Origin of the sequence: Phycisphaera sp. (assembly GCA_025916675.1) — a bacterium.
In the GTDB taxonomy this organism is placed as follows: Bacteria; Planctomycetota; Phycisphaerae; order Phycisphaerales; family UBA1924; genus JAHCJI01.
On record CP098402.1, the window covers coordinates 2,208,142 to 2,229,953 of the forward strand.

Below are 21,812 nucleotides of genomic sequence, written 5' to 3' on the forward strand. Positions count from 1 at the left end.
GGCTCGGTCACCGGAGCGCAGCCCTCGGTCACCGCAGCGCGAGGCTCGGTCACAGCAACCCGGAGCCCGGTCACCGCCGACCGAGCCCCGGGCTGGCCCGACGAGGCACGGCACGCCCGAGCCCATCCCCCCCTCTGCGACCTCTGCGACCTCCGCGACCTCCGCGACCTCCGCGTTGAAGATCTTGAACGCGGAGGTCGCGGAGGTCACGGAGGATTGGACGGCTGGCTCCGGGGTGGGGCCATCGCGCCCGCCGTACCATCCGCCGTGTTCGGGTGGCCGTCGAGCCTGGTCTACTTCATCTCGCCGGCGATCGTGCTCGCGGCGGCGGTGTCCATCCTCGCACGTCGAGAGCCGCGGCGCCCGCCGACGGGCACGATGGGCATGCTCGGCATGCCGGTGGTGTGGGCGTGCGTGGCCTCGCTCATCGGGCACGTGCCGGTGCTCGCGTGGGCGCTGCTAGGGCCAGCCGACGCCTTCGGATCGATCGCGTTGTTGATCATCGTGCTCGCGGCGGTGCTGATGGCCATCGTGGTCGCGTTGCCGATGGGCGTGGCCTCGCTCGCCGCCGCACGGCTCGGCGACGCGGCGATCTCCCGCATGATGTGGGCGATGGCCCTGGCCGCCGGTGTCTCCATGATTGTGGGGTACATCATCAGCGAAGCACTCTTCGCGCACGGCATGCTGCGGGACAACGGGATCGACCTGATCGCGCTCGCCGCGCTGTGCAGCGTCATCGGCGCGAGCGTGGGTGCTCTCGTCGCGGCACCAACGGCCCACCGGGCCCGGCCATTCACGGATCCGCCACTTGGCATCTGCCCCGACTGCGGCTACGACGCCTCGGGCTTGCTTCGCTGCCCCGAGTGCGGGGTCAAGATGCCCGAGTCATAGCGAGCCTCTACTCCAACAATTCGAACGGCGGCAACGCCCCCAGCAGCGGCGTGACGTACTGGATGAACTTCTCGCTCACGTCGTTGTGCCCCTTCATGTACGACTCGGGCATGTGCCGCGTCTTGGCGGCCACGGCCTCCAGCGGCTGGTGGTCGGCCACGCACTCGTAGGCCTCATTCGGACCGATGGTGCTCTTCCGAACGAGGTTCACCGAGACGCCGGCCTTGCCTTCGGCCGCGAGCTTCGCGGCATGGACGCCCACCATGCGGGCCTCGCGGGCGTCGACGGGACTGGCGTCGGGGTAGCAGCGCTGCAGGTAGCCCAGCGTGTCGGCCCGGACGCGCAGGGGCGTGCCGCCCTCGGGCGTCAGCTTGGCTTTGAGCAAACCCGAGAGCTGGTCGCCCAGCGCGCCAGACCCGCTCAGCTGCACGTTCCCGTGCGCATCCTTCTCTTCGCCCATCAGCAGCGCGCCGATCGACACGCCGTCCTTGTCTTGGATGCCCTCGCTCACGGCGATGTGGCAGCGCCCGAGCCGGTCGTAGACCTCGGCCACGTCCTGGATGAAGCGGTCGGTGATGAACGGCACTTCGGGAACGTAGACGAGATGCGGCCCCGCGTGCTCCTCGTGCCGAGCCGCAGCGGCGGCGGCGGTCAGAAAGCCCGCGTGCCGGCCCATGACAATATTAATCTTAATGCCCGGCAGGGCGGCGTTGTCCATGCCGTCGGCCATGTGCGCCAACGCAACGAAACGCGCGGCCGACGCGTAGCCGGGCGTGTGGTCGTTGCCCTCAAGATCGTTGTCCACCGTCTTGGGAACATGGATGCATCGCAGGTCGTAGCTGGCCGCCTTGGCCGCCTCGCTCACGATGCGGCAGGTGTCGCTGCTGTCGTTGCCGCCGATATAGAAGAAGTACCGTGCGTCGAGGGTCTTGCAGCTCTCGAAGATGCGGCCGCAGTACGACGCGTCGGGCTTGTCGCGCGTGCTGCCCAGGGCCGCGCTGGGGGTGTGCGAGACCCGGTCGAGCATGACCTGATCGATATCGGTCAGGTCGGTCACGCGGCCCTCGGTCAGCCCCCGCACGCCGTTGCGCATGCCCAGGATCTTCGTGGCATGGCCGGTCTTGTGCAGGCCGTGCCTGAGCCCCTCGACGACGCCCACCAGCGATTGGTTGATGACCGCCGTGGGCCCTCCAGACTGACCAATCACCGCCGTGCCCTTGGGAAGATCTGCCTGCGCCAACGCTCGCCTCCGCTCTCAATCTCGCTTGCCGTTCGGGTTCGATTCGTGATCAGAAGGGCATTGTTGGCCCGGCCCCGGGTTCACGCGTTCCTCTACAATGGCCGGTGCCGACAGAGATCCCAGCCCATGTCCTCGAATCCATCCCCCCCGCCGACGGCCGCAAGGCCCTCGTGGCGATGTCGGGCGGGGTCGATTCGTCCGTCGCCGCCGCAGCCATGGTGCAGGCCGGCTGGGATGTAGTCGGCTGCTTCATGCGCCTGGGCTCGCCCGACGAGGACCTCGACGCCGAGGGCACCCGCATCGGCCACCGCGGCTGCTGCTCGGTCGGCGACGCCCACGACGCGAGGTTGGTCGCCGCCGACCTGGGCATCCCGCTGTACGTGTGCAACTTCCGCGACGACTTCGGCCGCATCATCGATTACTTCGTCGACGCCTACGCCCAGGGTCGCACGCCCAACCCCTGCGTGCGTTGCAACGACTGGCTGAAGTTCGGCAAGCTCCATAGCTACGCAAAAAGCGTGGGCGCCTCGGTGGTCGTCAGCGGCCACTACGCCCGCGTCGACCGCTCGGGTCCCACGACCCGGTTCCTGCGCGGCCGCGACCACGCCAAGGACCAGTCGTACGTCCTCTTCGGCGCACCACAAGATCGCTTGGCCGAGATGGTGCTGCCCATCGGCGAGTTCGAGACCAAGGCCGAGGTGCGCGACGCCGCCCAGGCCCTTAGCATGAACGTCGCCAGCAAGCCAGACAGCCAAGAGATCTGCTTCGTGCCCGACGACGACTATGCGGGCCTGGTCGAACGCCGCCGGCCCGAGCTCGCCGCCGCGGGCTCGGTGCTGACCCTCGACGGCAAGCCCCTGGGCGACCACGCCGGCCAGCACCGCTACACCATCGGCCAGCGCCGCGGCCTGGGCATCGCCGCCGCCGACCCGCTGTACGTGGTCTCGAAGGATCCCGCAGCAAACACCGTCACCGTCGGCCCGGCCGACGCATTGCACTGCGCCGCCGTCGAGGTTGGCGAAGCCAATTGGCTCGGGCCCAAGCCGGAAGACGGCTCGACCGTGCTCGTGCGCTACCGCGCCCACGGATACGAGTGTTCCGCCCGTATCACGCACCTGCCCGACGGCGATCGCTCGACACCCTCCGGCCGGTCCGGCCGCTTCGCCCTGGAGTTCGAACAGCCCCAGCGGGCCATCGCCCCGGGCCAGGCGGCCGTGCTCTACGACACAAAAAACCCCGATCTCGTGCTCGGCGGCGGCTGGATCGAATCGGCCTGACCCGCCGGAGCGAATCGGCCCATACGACGCCCGGTTCGGCCGGATTTGGCCAAGGTGGGCCGACAAATCGTCCGAATATGTTGTACGGCTCCCCACGCTCGCATCCTTTTGTGTTGAGGTCCCATGCCCCCCGGCGGCACCATTGTCTACCACCTTGAGCGAGCCATGGCGCAGCACGCCCGGCGTGTCGCCATCGAGGAGTGGCCAACTGGCCGGACGCTGACGTACGCCCAGCTCGACGCGGCGAGCCGAACCCTGGCCGCTCGCCTCGCGCGCGAGGGCATCGGGCCCGGCTCTCTGGTGCCGCTGGTGATGCCGCGCTGCGCAGGCTACCTCGTCGCCGTCGTCGCCATCCTCCGCCGCGGCGCGGCGTACGCACCCATCGACCCTGCCGCACCCCGCCGCGAGGCCATGCTCGAACCGCTGGGTTCCCCGGTTGTCGTCGGGCAAGAACCCGGCATGCTCGACCCGGCCAGCGTGGCCGACTCGGGTGAACCAAGTGGCTCGCCCGAAGCCGACACCAACCCCGACGCTCCGGCGTACGTCATGTACACCAGCGGCACAACGGGCACGCCCAAGGGCGTTGTCGTCCCGCATCGGGCCGTCGTGCGCCTCGTCATCGATACCGACTTCGCGAGCTTCGGCCCCCACCACCGCTGGGGCGTCATGAGCGCGGTGGCCTTCGACGCGTCCACGCTCGAGATCTGGGGCGCCCTGCTGCACGGCGGCTGTTGTGTCGTCCAGACCATGCCGGTGCCGAGCCTCGAGGACCTTGCCGACTACCTCACCAAGGGCCGCGTGAGCGACACCTGGCTCACCGCCTCGCTCTTCAATGCGATGGTCGACGAGCACCCGACCGCGATGGCGGGCATGGGCCAGCTCCTCACCGGTGGCGAACGCGAGAGCGTCCCCCATATCAGGCGTTTCAAGGCCAGATGCCCGGACGTCAGGCTCATCCACGGCTACGGCCCGACCGAGAACACGACCTTCAGCCTGTGCCACACGATCTCCGACGAAGACGCCCGGGGCGATCGCATCCCCATCGGCACGCCGATCAGCGGGAGCACGATTCGGATCGTTGAACCCGGCGCTCCCGCCGATTCGCCAACGCAGCCGCTCAGCGAGGGCGAACTCATCGTCGGTGGCGCGGGGTTGGCGTTGGGCTACCTCAACGACGAAGCCCGAACCGCAGAGAAGTTCCCCATCGATTCCGACGGCCAGCGTTGGTACCGAACCGGTGACCTCGTCCGCATGCGCGAGGATGGTGCCGCAGTGTTCGTGGGCCGCGTCGATCGCCAGGCCAAGATCCGCGGCCACCGCGTTGAACCCGACGGTGTCGAGAGCGAATTGGCCGCGTGCCACGGCGTCGATCAGGCCGCCGTCGCGGTTACGGGCGACTCGGCGGAAACGCGGCGCATGATCGCGTTCTTCGTGCCATCTGCCAATGCCACCACGGCGATCGTGCGCGACCAGCTCGCCGAGCGCCTCCCACCCACGATGATACCCGAGCGGTTCATCGCCATCGACACCATGCCCATCGGCACCACGGGCAAGGCCGATCGCAACGCATTACTCGCCCAACTCAGGAGCCAAGCACCGCGGCATCCGCAACACGCATCGACCGACACCCAGGCACGATTGATCGACCTCTTCTCTCGGCGGCTGAACCACGCCGTCGCCGCACATGAACGCTTCCAGGACGCCGGCGGCCACTCGCTGCTGGCCATGCGTCTGGCTGCCGACGTGCGCCGCGAGTTCGGCGTGGCGCTGCCCGCCGCCGAGATCCTCCGCCGGCAGACGATCGCAAGCATCGCTGACTTGGTCGACGAGTTACCACCCGCCAGCGACGAACGCTCCGATAACGCAATCGATCCCGTTGGCGACATCCGACGCCGTGCCAGCCTCGAGCACGCCCGCGACGCCACGGCCGGTGCCATGCTCGTGCATCACGCGTGGCACCTGTCCACCGCCATGGACACCGATCGCCTCCGCGCGGCGTGGCTCGCGCTGCTCGACCGACACGACGCCCTACGCACCAGCGTCGCCTTCACCGACACCGGCCCGATGCTCGCCGAACACGATCCACACCGGGCCGATGTGTTCCACGCCGAACACGACCGCCTCGCCGCGCCAGACGGTGGCGATCCGTCCGTCCGCGCCGCCGCGCTCCGCACCATCGGCCCCGATGACCCACCAGCACGCATGCACGTCTGGGACGTGAGCGATGGCTCGCAACTCGTGCTCATGGTGTTCCACCACGCCGCCATCGACGAGTGGTCGCTCGACATCATCACCGATGAACTCGACAAGTTGCTTGCCGGTGCGCCATTGCCCGCTGCCCAGCCATACACCACCTTTGTGCGCGCCGAGAGCATGATGCGCAGCGATAACTTGGCCTCAGATCTCGCAGAGCGCATCGCCCGCGGCCACCCCCCCACCGCCGATCTGCCGCCCGCGGGCCCGCAGCCCGGCTTGAATCACCTGATTTCTGATCCGGCGTTGACGACCGAGGCGCTGGACACTCGTGCCGCACAACTTGGCGTGGGCCCGGCCGCTCTGGCCGCGGCCGCACTCGGCATCGCGCTCCGCGAGCGCTACGGCCCACCAGGACGGTGGATCATGTCGCCCTTCGCCCGCCGCCCCAGCGACACACTCCAGCGTGTTGTTGGCTGCTGCCTCGACATGCGGTTGATCGAAGCCGCCGGTGAGGACTTCGCCTCGGTAACGCACACCCTGCACCAGCAGATGCTCGCCGCCCAGGAGAGCAACACCCTGCCACTCGAGTCGCTGATCGATGTCGTCCGCGGGTCCGATTCGGCGCGCGCGGACGATGCGACGCGCTTCGGGCTCACCTATCGCCACATCGACGACGCGCCCCGCCCGTTGGGTGAGACCACGGCGGTGCCAATCGATATAGGCGTCTCTGCTGCTCGTTTCGGATTGTGCCTGCATGTGGAACGGCGATCGGCCGGGCTGCGCGTATGGCTCGAAGCATCGCAGTCCCACTTCACAACCGAATCGCTCGACCAGCTCTCATCGCGCATCGTTGATATCCTGCTCGATCGCTCGACAAGCCCAGACACCTCCACGCCGCGAGCATCAATCGCGACGAGCAACACCACCGAACCAATCGGTTCGATCCACGAACGGCACGAGCTCGCCCACCTCTGGCACGACCTTTTAGGTGTTCACCCGGACAAGAACAGCAACTTCTTCCATGGCGGCGGAACAAGCCTTCTCGCGATGCGGATGGCCGCGGCTATCCACAAGCGTCTTGGCCGGAAGTTGATGCTGAACCAGTTCCTCCGCCGCCCCACCTTTGATGGGTTGGTGCAGAGCATTCGCGACGACATCGAGCATCCGTTTGCCGAATTCTCCACAACCGATGCCGGCGAATGTCGATCGGACACACCATGGTGCGTCGCGATCCCGGGTTCTGCCGGTCGTGCGATCGATTTCTATCGGTTCTGGTCAGAGCTGGACAAGAACGGTACGCCCGCGATGGACATGCTCGCCTTTGACCTGGCCACGATCGCGCTGGGCGAAGCGACAACGTTCGACCCCAAGCGTTTTTTTGCTCGGTTCACCGCGCTCACGCACTCGTACGCCATCACGAACGAACGACGCGGCCCACTGACCATCATGGGTTATTCACTCGGCGGGTTGGTGGCGCTCGACATGGCCAACAAGCTCGCCCAGCTCGGCCACACGATCGACCGGGTCGTGCTGCTCGACGCGTACGCGCCGCCATATCTCAGTCGCACACCCGCGTGGTATCTGGGCAAGATCAACGCGCGAGTCCGGCAGTTTGGCAGACCCAGAATACCCACGCACAAGGCCAAGGCGCAACACGCCAGCGGCGACGCCCACGCCGCGGAAGCCAGCCGAGCAGCATGGCAGAGCATTCACGGCCAGCTTGTTCGGTGGTCGCCGCCAACATTGGATATCCCGACCACGCTCATACGATCCGGCCCGGCATGGAAGCACGTACGCCCGGTCCGTCGCGCGGCAACAAACGGACTCGGACGGGCCCTTCGTGGGCCCGTTGATATCCGTGTGCTCGACGTTGAACACCTAGCCATGCTGACATCTGGCGCGGACCGACTCGCCAATGAGTTGCAAGACCTGCTCACAACCCAAACCACTGCCCCTACACCCGGATTACGCGAGAACCAGCCGTCGCCCATCGCGCGTCTCCCGGACTGACCTTCACGATTGCCCCATCAACAAAGCTCGAGAATGCGGGCAGCACCAATGCTTGGAATTCCACGCTGTGCCAGAAGCAGGGCAGCTTCATCGATTCGGCACGGCCACGCATGCGCACCGCGGGATGGACATGGCCGCAGAGCGTGGCACTCGATGCCGCGACTGGAGGCTCATGGGACAGCTTCAGGCCACCGATATCGACGATGGGCGGGAGCGATACGATGCCCCACCGCTCGAGCAAGCCCGAGGCGCGAGGGCTGGTGACGACCCGATCGTGATTTCCGGGGACGAGGGCCAAATCACACGGCAACGATGGCCGCCACTTCTGGATCAGATCGTCCATGCCTCCGGCCAGAGACGAACGGTTGTGGACCAAGTCACCCAGAACCACCACGCGTTCGGCCTCGACCCGCCTCGCCACGGCGCACAAGCGATCAAGGTCGGCCTGCAATGGACCCACGGGCAACGCGCTGCCCGCGTCTCGGAACGCCTGGCACTTGCCCCAGTGCGTATCGGCCACGAACAACCATCGATGGCTTGGCCAATACACCGCACGCTCGGGCAACAGCCACAGCTCGTGGCCCGCCATCGTCACTGTGACGTCCCCGATCACCACGCTCATGATTCGGCCTGCATCTCCGCCTGCATGCGAGCCAGGCGGGCCTCGACGTCTTCGCTCGACATGGTGTGGCTGCCGATCCGCTCGATCATGAGCGGGAGCGCGAGCGGGCTGGGCTTCTCGATCGTGACAACTCGAAACCGGCTCGCCGCGATCCGATCGAGCGCGGCGGCCAAGCGGCCTTGCTCGAACTGGTTTTCGAGCACCTCACGCCTGGCTTGCGTGAGCAGCAGGTGATCCGGGTCGAACTCGCGGAGCACGTCGTAGATCAGCCCACTCGACGCCTGGAGGTGCTTGCCCGCGGCACGATTTCGGCTGCCGGGGTACCCCTGGAACACCAGCCCCGACACCCGCGCGACCTCGCGGAACTGGAGACGCGCCAGTTCGGCCGTGTTGACGCTCTCCAGGGCATCCTCGACCAGGTTCCCTCGCGAAAACAGCTCGGGCGTCAGATAGTCCTCGAACGCGAACGGTTCGGGGCATAGCAACTCGAAGCCGTAGTCGTTGAACGTCGTGGTGAACGTCGCCGGCGTGATTCGGCCAAGCCGGAGCGAAAGCAGCGCGCTGATACCGCTATGAACCAGCCGGCCCTCGAACGGATACGCGAACAGCCGGTGGCCGTCGCGGCCGGAGTACATCTCGAACAGCACCTCATCGGCCGCGGGAACAATCGATCGACGCGACTGCGACGCAACCACCGGCAGGAACGCTTCCAGTTCGTTTGGCAACCCGTCCGCGTCGCCCGTCTCGACGGCGTGCGCAGAATCCTCCAACGATTTGCGGACCGCCCGCGATAAACTCTCGCTGATCGGTAGCCTCGTGCCCCCCCAGATGGGCGTGAGGTTCGTCTTCTTCGAGCCGCGCCGCACCAGCGCAACATCGGCTTGCACGCCAACGAACCGAAGCACCTGGCCGGCGAACGTGAAGTGCTGGCCCTCTCGCAAGCGCCCAACGAAGCTGTCCTCGACGTGGCCCAGGCTGCGACCATTCACGAACCGCATCTCGATGGTGCTTGGCCCGGTAATCGTGCCGACATTCAGCCGATGCAACTGCGCGACACGCTTATTGGGCACGCGGTACACACCCTCCACCAATTCCACCTTGTGGAAGCGTTCGTAGGCGCTCAGCGTCGTGCCGCCCTGGGTGACCAGCAGCAATGTCCAATCGAACGCCTCGCGCGAAAGGTACCGGAACGACCACGCCGTGCGGACTTCATCGAACAGTTCATCGGCAACAAACCCGCCCCCGAGTGCCACCGTGACCATGTGCTGGGCCAGCACGTCGAGCGGCTGGTTTACCGGATCGCGCGGCTCGACGGCACCGGCATCGATAGCCTCGCGGACCGCGGCGATCTCGAGCAACTCGAGCGCATTGGTGGGCACGCACGTGATCTCGCACGGCTCGCCGGGCCGGTGCCGCGCGCGGCCGGCCCGTTGCATGATCCGCGCCACGCCCTTTGGTGAGCCGATCTGCACCACCCGCTCGACGGGCGCGAAGTCGACGCCCAGGTCGAGCGAGCTCGTACACACCACGATGCCGATGCCGCCGGCCTTGACGCCAAGCTCGACGCGCTCACGCTCTTCGCGATCGATCGAGCCGTGGTGCAGCGCGATGCGGCCCTCCCACTCCGGCCGCTTGATCGCGATCGCGTGGTACCACTTCTCGGCCTGCGAACGCGTGTTGGTGAACAGGAGCGTCGGCTTCGAAGGGTCGAGGTAGCTCAGCACCTCGTCGAGCATGGCCAGGCCCATGTGGCCGGCCCAGGGGAAGCGGCGGACATTGGTCGGGCGGAGTGACTCGACGATGACCGGGCGATCGATGGGGGCGCGGACGACGGCTGGCTCGGCTCCGGTGCCGACGAGCGCGGCCGCAGCCTCGGGCGCGTTGGAGATGGTCGCGCTCAGGCCCCAGGTTCGCACTCCGGGAGCGAACTTCCGCAGCCGCGCCAGGGCGAGCTCGACCTGGCTTCCGCGCTTGCTGCTGAGCAGCTCGTGCCACTCGTCAACAACGATCGATTGAAGGTCCGAGAACTTTTCGAGGGCCCCCTCCTGCGTCAGCAGCAGGCACAACGATTCGGGCGTGGTGACCAGCACGCTCGGCAGGCTTCGTCTCTGGCGGCTGCGGATCGTGCTCGACGTGTCGCCGGTGCGGCTCTCGACCGAATAGGGCAGGTCCAACGCCTCGATTGGGGCTCGTAGGGCCTGCTCGATATCCCGGGACAGAGCGCGAAGCGGGCTTATATATAAGATGGAGAGGCCGCGGGGCTTGGCACCGGCGTCGGCCAGCTCCGCAAGAGGGCCGAGATAGGCGGCATAGGTCTTCCCCGAACCCGTTGGGACGAGGATCAGGCCGCTCCGACCCTCGGCGAGGAGGGCCCACGATTCCTCCTGGAAGGCGTGGGGTTGCCAGCCGCGATCGGCGAACCAGCCGCGGAGGCGGTCGAGGGTCGACCCAGGTTTTGTTTGGGTTTTGGACATCGCTCGGTCTACACTATGCCTGCTCGCGGCCCGAGCGGCTGGGCCGAGTCCCACGGAAGGGGTGATCATGAAGACCCACCGGCTCGACCCCTCGATGACCCCAATGGGGGCCGCGGTCGAGTGGTTGCTTGGCCGGGCGGGCGAGGGTGCCCTGGATCTCTCCAAGACGCTGGTCGCCACGCCGGGTGCCCGGGCGGGGCGTGTGCTCATCACCCTGCTCGCGCGGGCCTGCCAGGATCGCGGGCTGGCGTTCTGGCCTCCGCAGACCGTGACCGCCGGCCGATTGGCCGAGACGCTGGCGCCTGCGGCATTGCCGGCTGGTGAGGTCCACCGCACGCTGGCGTGGCGGGTTGTGTTGAATGGCGCACCGCGGGAGGCCCTTCGGGCGGTGCTGCCCAACGCGAATGATCCGGCGAGGTGGGCCGAGGAACTCGCGCAGGCCGCCGAGGAACTCGCGCGAGGCGGCCTGCGATGCGCCGACGTGGCCGGGGCCGAACTGCCGCCGCTCGAGGAGCCCGAGCGGTGGCACGCGATGGCGGCGTTGCAGGCGGGCTACGAGGCTTTGCTCGCGCAATCGGGGCTGGCCGATCCGTCATTGCACGCGATCGACACAGAAGCCAGCCTCGGCATGGGGCTCGACGCCGTTGTCCTGTTGGGTTGCGTTGACATGACCAACCTCGCGCGTTCGCTGTTGCGACGCGCCACGTGCGAGGTCCACGCGCTGGTAGCGCTCGATTCGGGGTTGCACGACGACGGCGTTGTGGATGAGACGTACTGGCATAACGTGGAGATCGATGTCGACCCGCGAGATGTGTTCGTCACCGGCGGGCCCGAGGAACAGGGCGCGATGGCCGTGCGAGCGGCAGCAGACCTGGATACCAGCGCGATCGGTACTGCCGACGAGTCGCTCGCCGGTGCGGTTCGGCGGGCAGCCGGCGGGCATGGCCTGAGCGTGCATGTCGCCTGGGGTGTTCCGGCTGCGGCGTCTGGCCCCGGACAGTTGCTCGGCGATATTGGCTTGCTCCTGCGCGAACGGAGCTTCGCGGCGATGGCCCGCGTGCTGCGTTGCCCGATGGTGGTGGCCTCGCTCGCCGAACACGACCAGCGGTTCCTGCAACTGCCCCGCGCGCTGGACGACTATGAGGCGGCGGCGCTGCCAGCTTCGGCGTTCGGCACGCTCCCCGAGGGTCACGAACGGGCAAAGCGTGCGCGCCGCATCGTCATCCATGCGCGTCGGGCGCTGGCTGGGGCCATCAAACCGCTGCGTGGCAGGGCGCGGACGCTCCGAGAATGGGCCCCGGAGATCGAGTCGGCCCTCGTTGCGTTGCTCGAACCGGCACAGCAAGGGCTGGGCCCGGCTTCGATCGCCGCCGTCGAGGCCATCGGCCAACAACTCCGCACGCTCGCGGCACTCCCCGGACCGATTGATGCGAGCCGGGTGCCCGCACACGAGGCGATCTCGCTGGTCCTATCTCAACTCGCCCAACGCGGCACCCCCGGCGAGCCGGGCGGCGAGGACGTGGACGTCTTGGGCTGGCTCGAACTGCCGCTCGATCCATCACCCGCGCTGGTGGTGATGGGCGCACACCACTCGGCCCTGCCCGGCGCGAGCACGCCCGGGCCGCTGCTGACCGAGAGCCTCCGCAGATCGCTTGGGTTGCCCGGAGAATCACGCAAGCTCGCACGAGATGCGGCCAGCCTGGCGACACTCCTTCGAGGCACGCGCCGCGTGCGATTCGTGCTGGGCACGGTCGACACCTCGGCCGAACCGCTGCTGCCCAGCACGTTGCTGCTGCGGGGCTCGGGCGATGGGCCCGCGCGCGTGCTGGAGCGTGTGCGTTCGGCGTTCGAGACGCCGCCAGCCGAGCCCGAACTTGATGCGTGCCAGTATCGGGTGGGCGTGTTGCGCGAAGCACCGGTGATCGACAGCATGGCCGTGACGAGCTTCAGGACATACCTCGAAAGCCCGTACCTATTCTATCTGCGCCACGCCCTGAAGCTGCGCGAGGTCGAGCCCCCGTCGCTCATCGCCAGGCTCGAAGCCAATACCTTTGGCACGCTGCTCCACGAGGCGCTCCGCCGGTTCGCCCTCGAACCCGGCACGCGGAACATCACCGACCAGAGCAAGATCCGCCAACTCATGCACGCCGGGTTGTGGGAAGCAACCGAGCAACTCACCGGGCAGGAACGGAGCGCTACCACGCTCGCGCAGATCGACGCGGCCGAACGCCGGCTGGCGGCGTACGCCGCGGTGGAAGCCGATCGCAGGCTCGCGGGGTGGCGCACCATCGAGGTCGAGTGGAGCCCGGCCGAACACCCCTTGCTGGGTGATACGGGCGTGTCGCTCCGCGGCGCCATCGATCGGATCGATTGGCACGAACGGGATCGCAAGCTGGCGCTGCTCGACTACAAGACTGCCGACACGGGCAGGTCTCCGAAGCAGACCCACAGGCGGCGTGACGGATCGTGGATCGATCTGCAACTGCCCCTGTACGAGGTGCTCGCGCAGCCGGTAGCCCGGGTGTACGAGCTCGAGCACCCACCCACGCTTGGCTACATCACGCTCGCGGGCTCGGAGGCCAAGGTCCTGGAAGCCTGTTGGGAGCACGACGACGTTCTCGACGCCCAGCACTGCGCGGCGGACATCGCCCGTCGCGTACGCACGGGTGTCGGGGCGATGGCCGACATCGGCAAGCCCAGGTACGAGGGACCACACGCGCGACTGGCCGGTGTGGGCATGCTGCTGGATCCCGAGCACGTGGCGCCGCCGGCGGGAGGTGGCTCGTGAGCGATCACCCTGCGCTGCGAGATTCGTTCGAGGTCGTCATGGCCTCGGCGGGCACCGGCAAGACGTTCGCGCTCACCAACCGCATGGCCGGGCTGCTGGCTCGTGGCGTGCCGGTGGAACGCATCCTCGCGGCTACATTCACGCGCAAAGCGGCTGGCGAGATCCGCGAACGGCTGCTGTCGCGCATCGCGAAGGCAGCTGGCGAAGAGGGGGCTGCCGCCGAGCTCTCGGCGCACACCGGCACCACGCTCGACGCCGCGGGATGGCTGGACGTTCTGAAACGGCTGTCCCGTGGCATCCATCGCGTCCGCATCGGCACGCTGGATAGCCTCGCGCAGACCCTCGCCCGCTCGCTCGCACCCGAGCTTGGCCTGGCGGCGCCCTGGCGGCAGGCGTTCGATCACCTCGAGCGGCAGCTTCGCGCCGAGGTCGTCGAGCGCGTGCTCGCCGAACTCCCGACCGCCGAGGATCGCGAGCCGATTCGGACGCTCACGGGTAGCGACGGGAACGCGAGGGGCGATGCCAGGCTCGCCGATCTGCTCCGAGACTCGGGCCAGGAACTGCGGCGGGCGAGCGATGACGCGTGGCGGTGTCTGGATCCCGAGATCGGACACGGCCCGAGCCTCGAAGAAGTCCATGCCGCCGCAGAGCGGCTGCGATCACTCCCCGGCCCGACGACCAAGAAGGGCTTGCCCAACCAGAACTTCGCCAAGGCGGTGGATTCGATCTCGGCCTGCATCACGGGGAATCAGTTTGCGACCTTGTTGACAAAGAAGATGCTCGCCGATTCGGGGAGCACGTCTCCCACGTATTACAAGATCGATATCCCCGAGGCGTGGATCCCCGAACTCCAGACCATCCTGCACGGCGCAATCCGAGCCGAGCTCGAAGCCCTGCACACGCGGAACCTCGCCGCCGGCTCGTTGTTGAAGCGGGCGGTCGAGCTGGACGACCTCGTGCGCCAAGAACGCCGAGCGTATTCGCTGGGCGACCTCTGGCGGGCGTTGGCCGAGACCGATCTAGAGAGCCAGCAGGTCGCCTATCGGCTCGACGCCCAGTACGACCACGTGCTGCTCGACGAGTTCCAGGACACCTCGATCGACCAGTGGCGCGTGCTCGAGCCGCTCATCGACGAGGCCGTGGCCGGCGGTGAGCGGCCGCGCTCGGTGTTCGTGGTCGGCGACGTCAAGCAGTCGTTGTACAGCTGGCGCAATGCGCAGGCCGAGTTGCTGCCCCACGTCGCCGTTCGGTGGCCGCAGATGCGAAGCGACACGCTCTCGAAGACGTATCGATGTGCGCCGGCGATCGTGGAGGCGGTCAACACGCTGTTTGGTTCACTGGCCACGAACGAAGCACTCACCGACCACGCCGCCGCGGCGCAACGGTTCACCGATGAGTTCCGGGTCCACGAGTCGGCGGTGGAGTCGCCCTCCTTGGTGAACCTGGTCGACATCGACGCGGCGATCGAAGACCCCGAGAGCGAAACCGAAGCGATGGAATTCGTCGCCGACCGTGTGGCTCGGTTGCACACCCAGCGGCCCGGGGCGGACATCGCCGTGCTCGTGCGCCGGCAGAGGCCAATCGGCACCCTCGTCTCAGCACTCGCGTCGCGCAACGTTCCAGCGGTATCCGACGCTTCGGCTAGCCCGTGCGATCATCCGGCGGTCGAGGCCGTGCTCGCGGCCTTGCACCTGGCCGAGCACCCCGGTGATGGGCCGGCGCGATTCGCGGTGGCGACCGGCCCGCTGGGGGTCGAGCTGGGGTTCGAACGGTTGGATGATCGAGCCGGGGCGGGTGCGCTGTCCCACGCGTTGGGCGGCCGGCTGTTCGAGCATGGGCTGGCGCGTACGGTCGAGTGGCTGGCGATGAAGGCGAACGCCGGTGCCAATGCTCGGGGTCGAGCGCGGCTGTTGGACCTCGTCTCGCAAGCCGAGGCGTACGAAGCCGACGGGGCCGAGTGGGCCGGTGTCGATGACTTCATCGAATCTGCCAGGGCAAGCCGGGTGCAACCACGAAGAAGCGGCGTGGTGCGGGTGCTCACGCTGCACGGGGCCAAGGGCCTGCAATTCGACGCGGTGGTCCTTACCGATCTCGATCGACCGCTCGCGGCACGGAGCCCGTCGTTCCTGGCCGATGCGACAGGACAGGAAGCCCTCGACCCCGCAGCACCGCCAACACGGATGAGCCTGGCGGGGACCAAGGAACTCCGTGAGCACAGCTCGGTGCTGAGCCAGATGTACGAGCGTTGGCGCGAGCGGGCCGCGTACGAAGAGCTCTGCCTCCTATACGTAGGCATGACGCGAGCCAAGACGCATCTGGAACTGCTCGTACGCCCATCCAAGAGGGGGCTCGGGGCGGTGGCCTGGGCCGGGCTTGGGGCGAGCGGGACCGAGAACGAGTCGGGGCACGGCCAGCGGCTTGCTCAGGACCATCCAGCCGGGGACCATCAAGATAGAACCGAGCCAACCCGGCAACCCACACCCGCATGGGCCTCGCCTGACGCGGTGTCGCCGAAGTGGGCCCATGCCCGTGAGCCGTGGCGCGTGGCGATGGTCCAACCCTCGAGCTTGGGGGATCGGCAGGGCGTTGCCGGCCTGCTGGCAGCGGACAATCCCGCAGCAGATCTGGGTACCGAGGTCCATCGGCTGCTCGAGGCGGTCGAGTGGCTTGAAGACATGCCCGAAGATCCGATGGCCTGGGTCCGAGAGCATGGCCCCAATACGAAGGAAGCGGCGGCACGCATCAGCGCGGCACTCGCTTCGGGCCAGCTCGCCGGGGTGCTCTCAAGGGGTGGAATCGCCGAGCGATGGGCAGAAGGCCTGGACCTGAGCGTTGATCGAGAGCGTGCCCTAGCCGTTGCGGTCGAACTCGAGGGCAAGCCAGCGTTGATCCATGGACGGGTCGATCGGCTCGTGGTGGGCCGGCGGGCGGGAACGATCGAGCGGTGCCTGGTCGTCGACTTCAAGACCGGGGCCATTGATGAGGCAGGGCGAGGCCAGGTTGGCATCTATCAGCGAGCGGTTGCAACGATGCTGGGCACCCCGGTGGATCGAGTCGAAGGAGATTTGGTTTGTGTTTGAAATAATGGCCTGGCGCGTATCTGATAGGGGTAATCCGTATTTATAGGACGTATCAACTCGCGAGCTGGGACGAACAGTGGGTACTACGCAAAAAAATGCGTGCTGATTGCTGGCGTGATTTGGGATCGGTGGTAGGTTGTTGGTGAATAGGTCGCAAGCAGACGACTGATGAACCAAGGCTTTCGGGGCACACGGCCCCGGTCGCGTGAGGAGATGTAGATATGAAGAAGGCTTTTGCCCTCGTCGCCGTCGCCGGTGTTGCCGCTGCCGCCAGCGCCCAGTCCATTAACATCGATGTTGCCGATGCCACCCTGGCTCCCGGTGAGAGCACCACGGTCACCCTGACCGCCGGCTTCGATTCCGCCGACTTCGCCGTCGCCGGTATCGCCACCAACTTCATTAGCTCGGTTGGCTCGGACGGCTGGAGCGACATCGCTCTGGTCGCCCCCATGGACGGCCCCGGCACCAGCGCTGGCGCTGGCTCGGCCACCGGTGTGGACGGCGTGCTCGCCGGCCAGCTGAACTTCCCGCCCGCCGGCATCTACGCCGACTCGAGCAACCCCATCGCGTTCTGGAGCGCCACCTACACCGCTTCGGCCGAGGGTGTGATCGACCTGAGCACCGATACCAGCCGCTTCGATGTGTACATCGACATGATGAGCTCGACCAGCGAGAGCCGTCTGGGCGACCTGACCGAGGGTGCCGCCACGATCACCGTGGTTCCCGCCCCCGCCAGCTTGGCCCTGCTGGGCCTCGGCGGCCTGGCCGCCGCCCGTCGCCGCCGCTAAAACGGCACCTGCGACCAGTCTTTGACTAAATTAACGCGATCCCAACGAGAGTTGGGATCGCGTTTTTTATCGCGTGTGCTGTCGCTATCGCCCTTCGGTCTAAATCACGCATTTGCAGAGTCTTGTATTGCGTGCCGACGGCAATTTACCTAACACATTTCTTACATATTGGGGCAATCAAGATGATTATCGGTCTATTTATCGTCACGATCGGCACATTTGAGTGAACATAGCGTGCAAAATGGCTTGTCGGCACCGTTGACTTCGGTTACACTCTGGATGTCGATCCACGGGTCAGCAAGTCTTGGATCGACGAACTGTTGTTGTGTGAATCGAAACGAACCGAACAAGGTTTCTTGAGCTCAAGAGGAGAGACCAAGATGAAGACTGCTGCTATTCTCGCCGTTGCTGGTGTGGCCGCTGCTGCCGCCGCCCAGTCCATTAACATCGATGTTGCCAACCCCACCCTGAACCCGGGTGAGAGCACCATGGTTACCCTGAGCGCCGGCTACGGCGGTACCGACTACGCCGTCGCCGGCGTCGGTACTAACTTCATTAGCTCGGTCGGCTCGACCGGCTGGAGCGATATCGCTCTGATCGCCCCCATGAACGGCCCCGGCACCAGCGGTGGCGCTGGCTCGGCCACCGGCGTGGACGGCATCATCGCCGGCCAGCTGAACTTCCCCCCCGCCGGCATCTACGCCGACTCCAGCAACCCCATCGCGTTCTGGAGCGCCACCTACACCGCTTCGGCCACCGGCGATGAGGGTGTTGTCGACCTGAGCACGCAAACCAGCCGCTTCGACGTCTACGTCGATCGCGGTAGCTCGCTCAGCGAGAGCCGTCTGGCCGACATCCGCGAGGGCGCCGCCACGATCACCGTGGTTCCCGCCCCCGCCAGCCTGGCCCTGCTGGGCCTCGGCGGCCTGGCCGCCGCCCGTCGCCGCCGCTAATACGGCCTGACGGACGCAGATTGATTTGATTGGCACGACCCCGATGAGAATCGGGGTCGTGTTTTTTGTGTGCAGGTTCAACCTGAAGCTGCTTGTAGATGACAATCAAAATGCAAATTAGCAGGTTGCATGCAATTATTATAGGACTATTATCGTTCCAGTCTATCTGATTAGTGTGCAGAGCTGACCACTTTGGCTTGCACGCTGCTGGCGATTCGGTTAGAATTTCACTGAATCGATCCAACCGGTCAGCAAGCCATGGATCGAAGAATTGCTGTTTACACACACGAGACAAGGTTTCTTGAGCTCAAGAGGAGAGATCCAGATGAAGACTGCTGCTATTCTCGCCGTTGCTGGTGTGGCCGCTGCTGCCGCCGCCCAGTCCATTAACATCGATGTTGCCAACCCCACCCTGAACCCGGGTGAGAGCACCATGGTTACCCTGAGCGCCGGCTACGGCGGTACCGACTACGCCGTCGCCGGCGTCGGTACTAACTTCATTAGCTCGGTCGGCTCGACCGGCTGGAGCGATATCGCTCTGATCGCCCCCATGAACGGCCCCGGCACCAGCGGTGGCGCTGGCTCGGCCACCGGCGTGGACGGCATCATCGCCGGCCAGCTGAACTTCCCCCCCGCCGGCATCTACGCCGACTCCAGCAACCCCATCGCGTTCTGGAGCGCCACCTACACCGCTTCGGCCACCGGCGATGAGGGTGTTGTCGACCTGAGCACGCAAACCAGCCGCTTCGACGTCTACGTCGATCGCGGTAGCTCGCTCAGCGAGAGCCGTCTGGCCGACATCCGCGAGGGCGCCGCCACGATCACCGTGGTTCCCGCCCCCGCCAGCCTGGCCCTGCTGGGCCTCGGCGGCCTGGCCGCCGCCCGTCGCCGCCGCTAATACGGCCTGACGGACGCAGATTGATTTGATTGGCACGACCCCGATGAGAATCGGGGTCGTGTTTTTTGTGTGCAGCGCAATCGCTTGCCACTCAACTACTTGTCGATCGTGGGCTCAGAGCTTCAGGACCGCATGGAGCGGGTCAATAGAAGGTAGCTTGGCTCTGCCCGCCAAGGCGGCCAACTCGATGAGGACGGTCGCGCCGATAACCCGTGCCCCCGCCATCGCGGTCAACTCTGCCGACGCACGGAGCGTGCCGCCGGTCGCCAGGAGATCGTCGACAATCAGCACCCGGCTATCTGCGGGGACATCGCCCGCGTGGATCTCGAGACGATCAGATCCGTACTCGAGCTCGTATTCCACATGATGGACTGGGCGGGGCAGCTTGCCGGCCTTTCGGATCGGCACGAATCCAGCCGACAGGGCTTGCGCGATCGCGGTGCCAAAGATGAAGCCGCGAGACTCCGCCCCCAGGACCAGGTCAACACCCTGGCCTCGGAAGGGGTTGACCATGAGCTCGACGGCGAGCGCGAGCGCGGCGGGATCGGCCAGGAGCGGGGTGAAGTCCTTAAACACGATGCCGGGCTTTGGGAAGTCGGGCACGTCTCTGATGAAGGCCAGTAGTTGGTTGTGCATGTGGTCGATCTCTCGAGGGGCTGTCGGTGGGATGCACGGGCGGAGCTAGGATAGCGGTCGCAAGACTGGTCAACCTCACACGAACGTGCGGGCCGTAGGAGGCCTTGGTACTTGGAAGGAGCGGATTGGATGGCGCAGGCTCGTTCGGCCAAACGGATCGAGACGGTCGAACCGATCGGCGCTCGCGTGCTCATCCGCAAGGACGAGGACAAGAAGCAGACCAAGGCCGGCCTGCACCTGCCCGATAAGATGGAGATTCCCACGCTGACCGGTCGGGTCGTGGCGATCTCGAGCCAGGTGGCCGGCGACGAGGACTACCCGGTGCGGCAGTACCAACGGGTGCTGTTTCACCCCGGCAAGGCGATCCCGGTCGACTTCGAGGGCGATAACCGGCTGTTCGTGGTGCCGATTACGGACGTCGTGGCCGTATTTCGTACGGCTGGTGACGACACGGATGCCGACGGCGGGGCGTAATGCTCGCAGCGGAGACGAGGCGAGCCCACATGCCCGATCATGCCCAACAGATCACCGCGGAGCAACTGGCCGGACAGTTGGCATCGCCGCTCGACGCACTCGTTGATCCGTTGCCGGTGCCGACGCTGCGTTCGATCCGTGGCCAGAGCCCGTTCGATGTCACGCTCCGACCGCCGGGCAGCAAGAGCCTGACCAATCGGGCGTTGCTGCTGGCTTCCTTGGCGGGCGGGGGATGCGAACTGCGTGGCGCACTGACCGATGCGGTCGACACACGCGTGATGGCCGGGGCACTGGGCGCGCTCGGTGCCGGCGTTGAGGTGGATGGGACGACCATCCGCGTGCGCGGCGTCGGCGGTCGGTGGAAGCCCACGAGCGGTGGCGAGGTCACGCTCGATCTGGAGAACGCCGGGACGGCGGTACGGTTCCTTGCGGCGGCGTGCGTGTTGTCGCCCGTCCCGGTCGTCATCACTGGCAACGAGCGTATGTGCCAGCGGCCTATTGGCGAGCTTGCCAGCGCCCTGGGTGATCTCGGAGCCAAGATCGAGAGCCTTGGCGAGCCGGGCCGCCCGCCCATCCGTGTGACGCCGCCGGCCAGCTTGCCCGAGTGCGGCCAGGTGGTTTTTGATGAGTTGCCGTCGAGCCAGTTTGTGTCGGCGGTGCTGCTGCTTGGTGCCTTCCTGCCGGGCGGGCTGTCGGTCGAGATCTATGGCGAGGCGACGAGCGCATCGTATGTGCGCATGACGCTGGGGCTGCTGGACGTACTCGGCATCACCGTGCGGTCGTCGGCGGATTCGCGGGTGATGAGGGTGACCTCTCGGGGCGGGACGCTGTCGGCCGGTTTCGAGTTGGACATCGAGCCCGATGCGAGCGGGGCGTCGGTGTTCTGGGCGGCTGCGGCCTCGGTTCCTGGGGCGCGCGTGACAGTAGCTGGCGTTGATGAGTCGGGATTGCAGGGCGACCTGCTGTTCCCGTCGGTGCTCGCGCGGATGGGAGCGGAAGCCAGGTCGGTGTCGGCCGATGATGGTCCGCACGGGCCGAGCCTGGCGGTGCGGGGGGCATCGGCGTTATCGCCAGTGATGGCCGACATGGGTGACATGCCCGACGCGGCGATGGCCTTGGTTGTGCTTGCCTGCATGGCGAACGGGCCCTCGATGCTCCGCGGGCTGCACACGCTGCGGGTCAAGGAGACCGATCGATTGCATGCGCTCAAGACCGAGTTGGCCAAGGTTGGCGTGGAGGTCGAACTCGACGTGCACGGCGAGGCCGGCGCGGTGCGGATCGAGCCGCCCGCGAACGGGCTCGACCAGTCGGCTTCGGCCCCTTCTGTCGTCTTCGATACATACGACGATCACCGGATGGCGATGGCGTTGTCTTTGATCGCGCTGCATCGGCCCAATGTGAGTATCGCCGACCCTGGGTGTGTTCGGAAGACCTATCCGGGGTTCTGGTCAGAGTTGGCGAAGCTGTACGAGTGAACAAAACGGG

At 66.7% G+C, this 21,812-nt stretch carries 14 protein-coding genes; 10 read left to right on the forward strand and 4 right to left on the reverse strand.

Going from position 1 to position 21,812, the window contains the following annotated elements; genetic code table 11:
• Nucleotides 1-267: 267 nt before the first annotated feature.
• The gene (locus NCW75_09505; protein ID UYV11536.1) at nt 268-891 is read left to right on the forward strand and encodes a hypothetical protein; all 624 of its coding nucleotides are present in this window, start codon (nt 268-270) and stop codon (nt 889-891) included.
• Between the two features lie 7 nt (nt 892-898).
• On the opposite strand, the gene NCW75_09510 is transcribed toward NCW75_09505, so the two are convergent.
• The gene (locus NCW75_09510) at nt 899-2,131 is read right to left on the reverse strand and encodes a diphosphate--fructose-6-phosphate 1-phosphotransferase (protein ID UYV11537.1); all 1,233 of its coding nucleotides are present in this window, start codon (nt 2,129-2,131) and stop codon (nt 899-901) included.
• A gap of 104 nt (nt 2,132-2,235) precedes the next feature.
• Between NCW75_09510 and mnmA the strand changes: the two genes are divergently transcribed.
• Complete coding sequence (gene mnmA / locus NCW75_09515; protein UYV11538.1) at nt 2,236-3,408, forward strand: tRNA 2-thiouridine(34) synthase MnmA; 1,173 nt, start codon at nt 2,236-2,238, stop codon at nt 3,406-3,408.
• Nucleotides 3,409-3,573: 165 nt separating this feature from the next.
• Nucleotides 3,574-7,614, forward strand: a complete 4,041-nt coding sequence (locus NCW75_09520) for an amino acid adenylation domain-containing protein (protein UYV11539.1) — start codon at nt 3,574-3,576, stop codon at nt 7,612-7,614.
• Here NCW75_09520 and pdeM read toward each other — a convergent pair.
• Both pdeM and NCW75_09530 read right to left on the reverse strand, forming a co-directional pair.
• The gene (gene pdeM / locus NCW75_09525; GenBank protein ID UYV11540.1) at nt 7,559-8,236 is read right to left on the reverse strand and encodes a ligase-associated DNA damage response endonuclease PdeM; all 678 of its coding nucleotides are present in this window, start codon (nt 8,234-8,236) and stop codon (nt 7,559-7,561) included. The two genes, NCW75_09520 and pdeM, sit on opposite strands and share 56 nt — an antisense overlap.
• Nucleotides 8,233-10,710 (reverse strand): ligase-associated DNA damage response DEXH box helicase, encoded by a 2,478-nt coding sequence (locus tag NCW75_09530; GenBank protein ID UYV11541.1) that lies wholly within the window; start codon nt 10,708-10,710, stop codon nt 8,233-8,235. Before NCW75_09530 ends, pdeM begins: the two co-directional genes overlap by 4 nt.
• 67 nt (nt 10,711-10,777) lie before the next feature.
• Between NCW75_09530 and NCW75_09535 the strand changes: the two genes are divergently transcribed.
• From NCW75_09535 to NCW75_09555, 5 genes are all read left to right on the forward strand, one after another.
• Nucleotides 10,778-13,498, forward strand: a complete 2,721-nt coding sequence (locus NCW75_09535; GenBank protein UYV11542.1) for a PD-(D/E)XK nuclease family protein — start codon at nt 10,778-10,780, stop codon at nt 13,496-13,498.
• Entirely contained in the window at nt 13,495-16,578 is a 3,084-nt protein-coding gene (locus NCW75_09540; GenBank protein ID UYV11543.1) for a UvrD-helicase domain-containing protein, read from the forward strand. The genes NCW75_09535 and NCW75_09540 overlap by 4 nt, the downstream gene beginning before the upstream one ends.
• A 221-nt stretch (nt 16,579-16,799) precedes the next feature.
• Complete coding sequence (locus NCW75_09545) at nt 16,800-17,366, forward strand: PEP-CTERM sorting domain-containing protein (GenBank protein ID UYV11544.1); 567 nt, start codon at nt 16,800-16,802, stop codon at nt 17,364-17,366.
• A gap of 380 nt (nt 17,367-17,746) precedes the next feature.
• On the forward strand, nt 17,747-18,319 hold the full coding sequence (locus NCW75_09550; GenBank protein UYV11545.1) for a PEP-CTERM sorting domain-containing protein: 573 nt from the start codon (nt 17,747-17,749) through the stop codon (nt 18,317-18,319).
• 325 nt (nt 18,320-18,644) lie between these two features.
• A complete protein-coding gene (locus NCW75_09555) occupies nt 18,645-19,217 on the forward strand; it encodes a PEP-CTERM sorting domain-containing protein (GenBank protein ID UYV11546.1) in 573 nt (190 codons plus the stop codon).
• 114 nt (nt 19,218-19,331) lie between these two features.
• Here the strand turns inward: NCW75_09555 and NCW75_09560 are convergent, their stop codons facing one another.
• Nucleotides 19,332-19,853, reverse strand: a complete 522-nt coding sequence (locus NCW75_09560) for an adenine phosphoribosyltransferase (protein ID UYV11547.1) — start codon at nt 19,851-19,853, stop codon at nt 19,332-19,334.
• 129 nt (nt 19,854-19,982) lie between these two features.
• Here NCW75_09560 and NCW75_09565 point away from each other — a divergent pair, with 129 nt between their 5' ends.
• Together NCW75_09565 and aroA are read left to right on the forward strand one after the other, a co-directional pair.
• A complete protein-coding gene (locus NCW75_09565) occupies nt 19,983-20,327 on the forward strand; it encodes a co-chaperone GroES (GenBank protein UYV11548.1) in 345 nt (114 codons plus the stop codon).
• A 29-nt stretch (nt 20,328-20,356) separates the two neighbouring features.
• Nucleotides 20,357-21,802 carry a 3-phosphoshikimate 1-carboxyvinyltransferase gene (aroA, locus tag NCW75_09570; protein UYV11549.1) on the forward strand — a complete coding sequence of 482 codons (1,446 nt, stop codon included), beginning with the start codon at nt 20,357-20,359 and terminating at the stop codon, nt 21,800-21,802.
• The last annotated feature ends 10 nt before the right edge of the window (nt 21,803-21,812 follow it).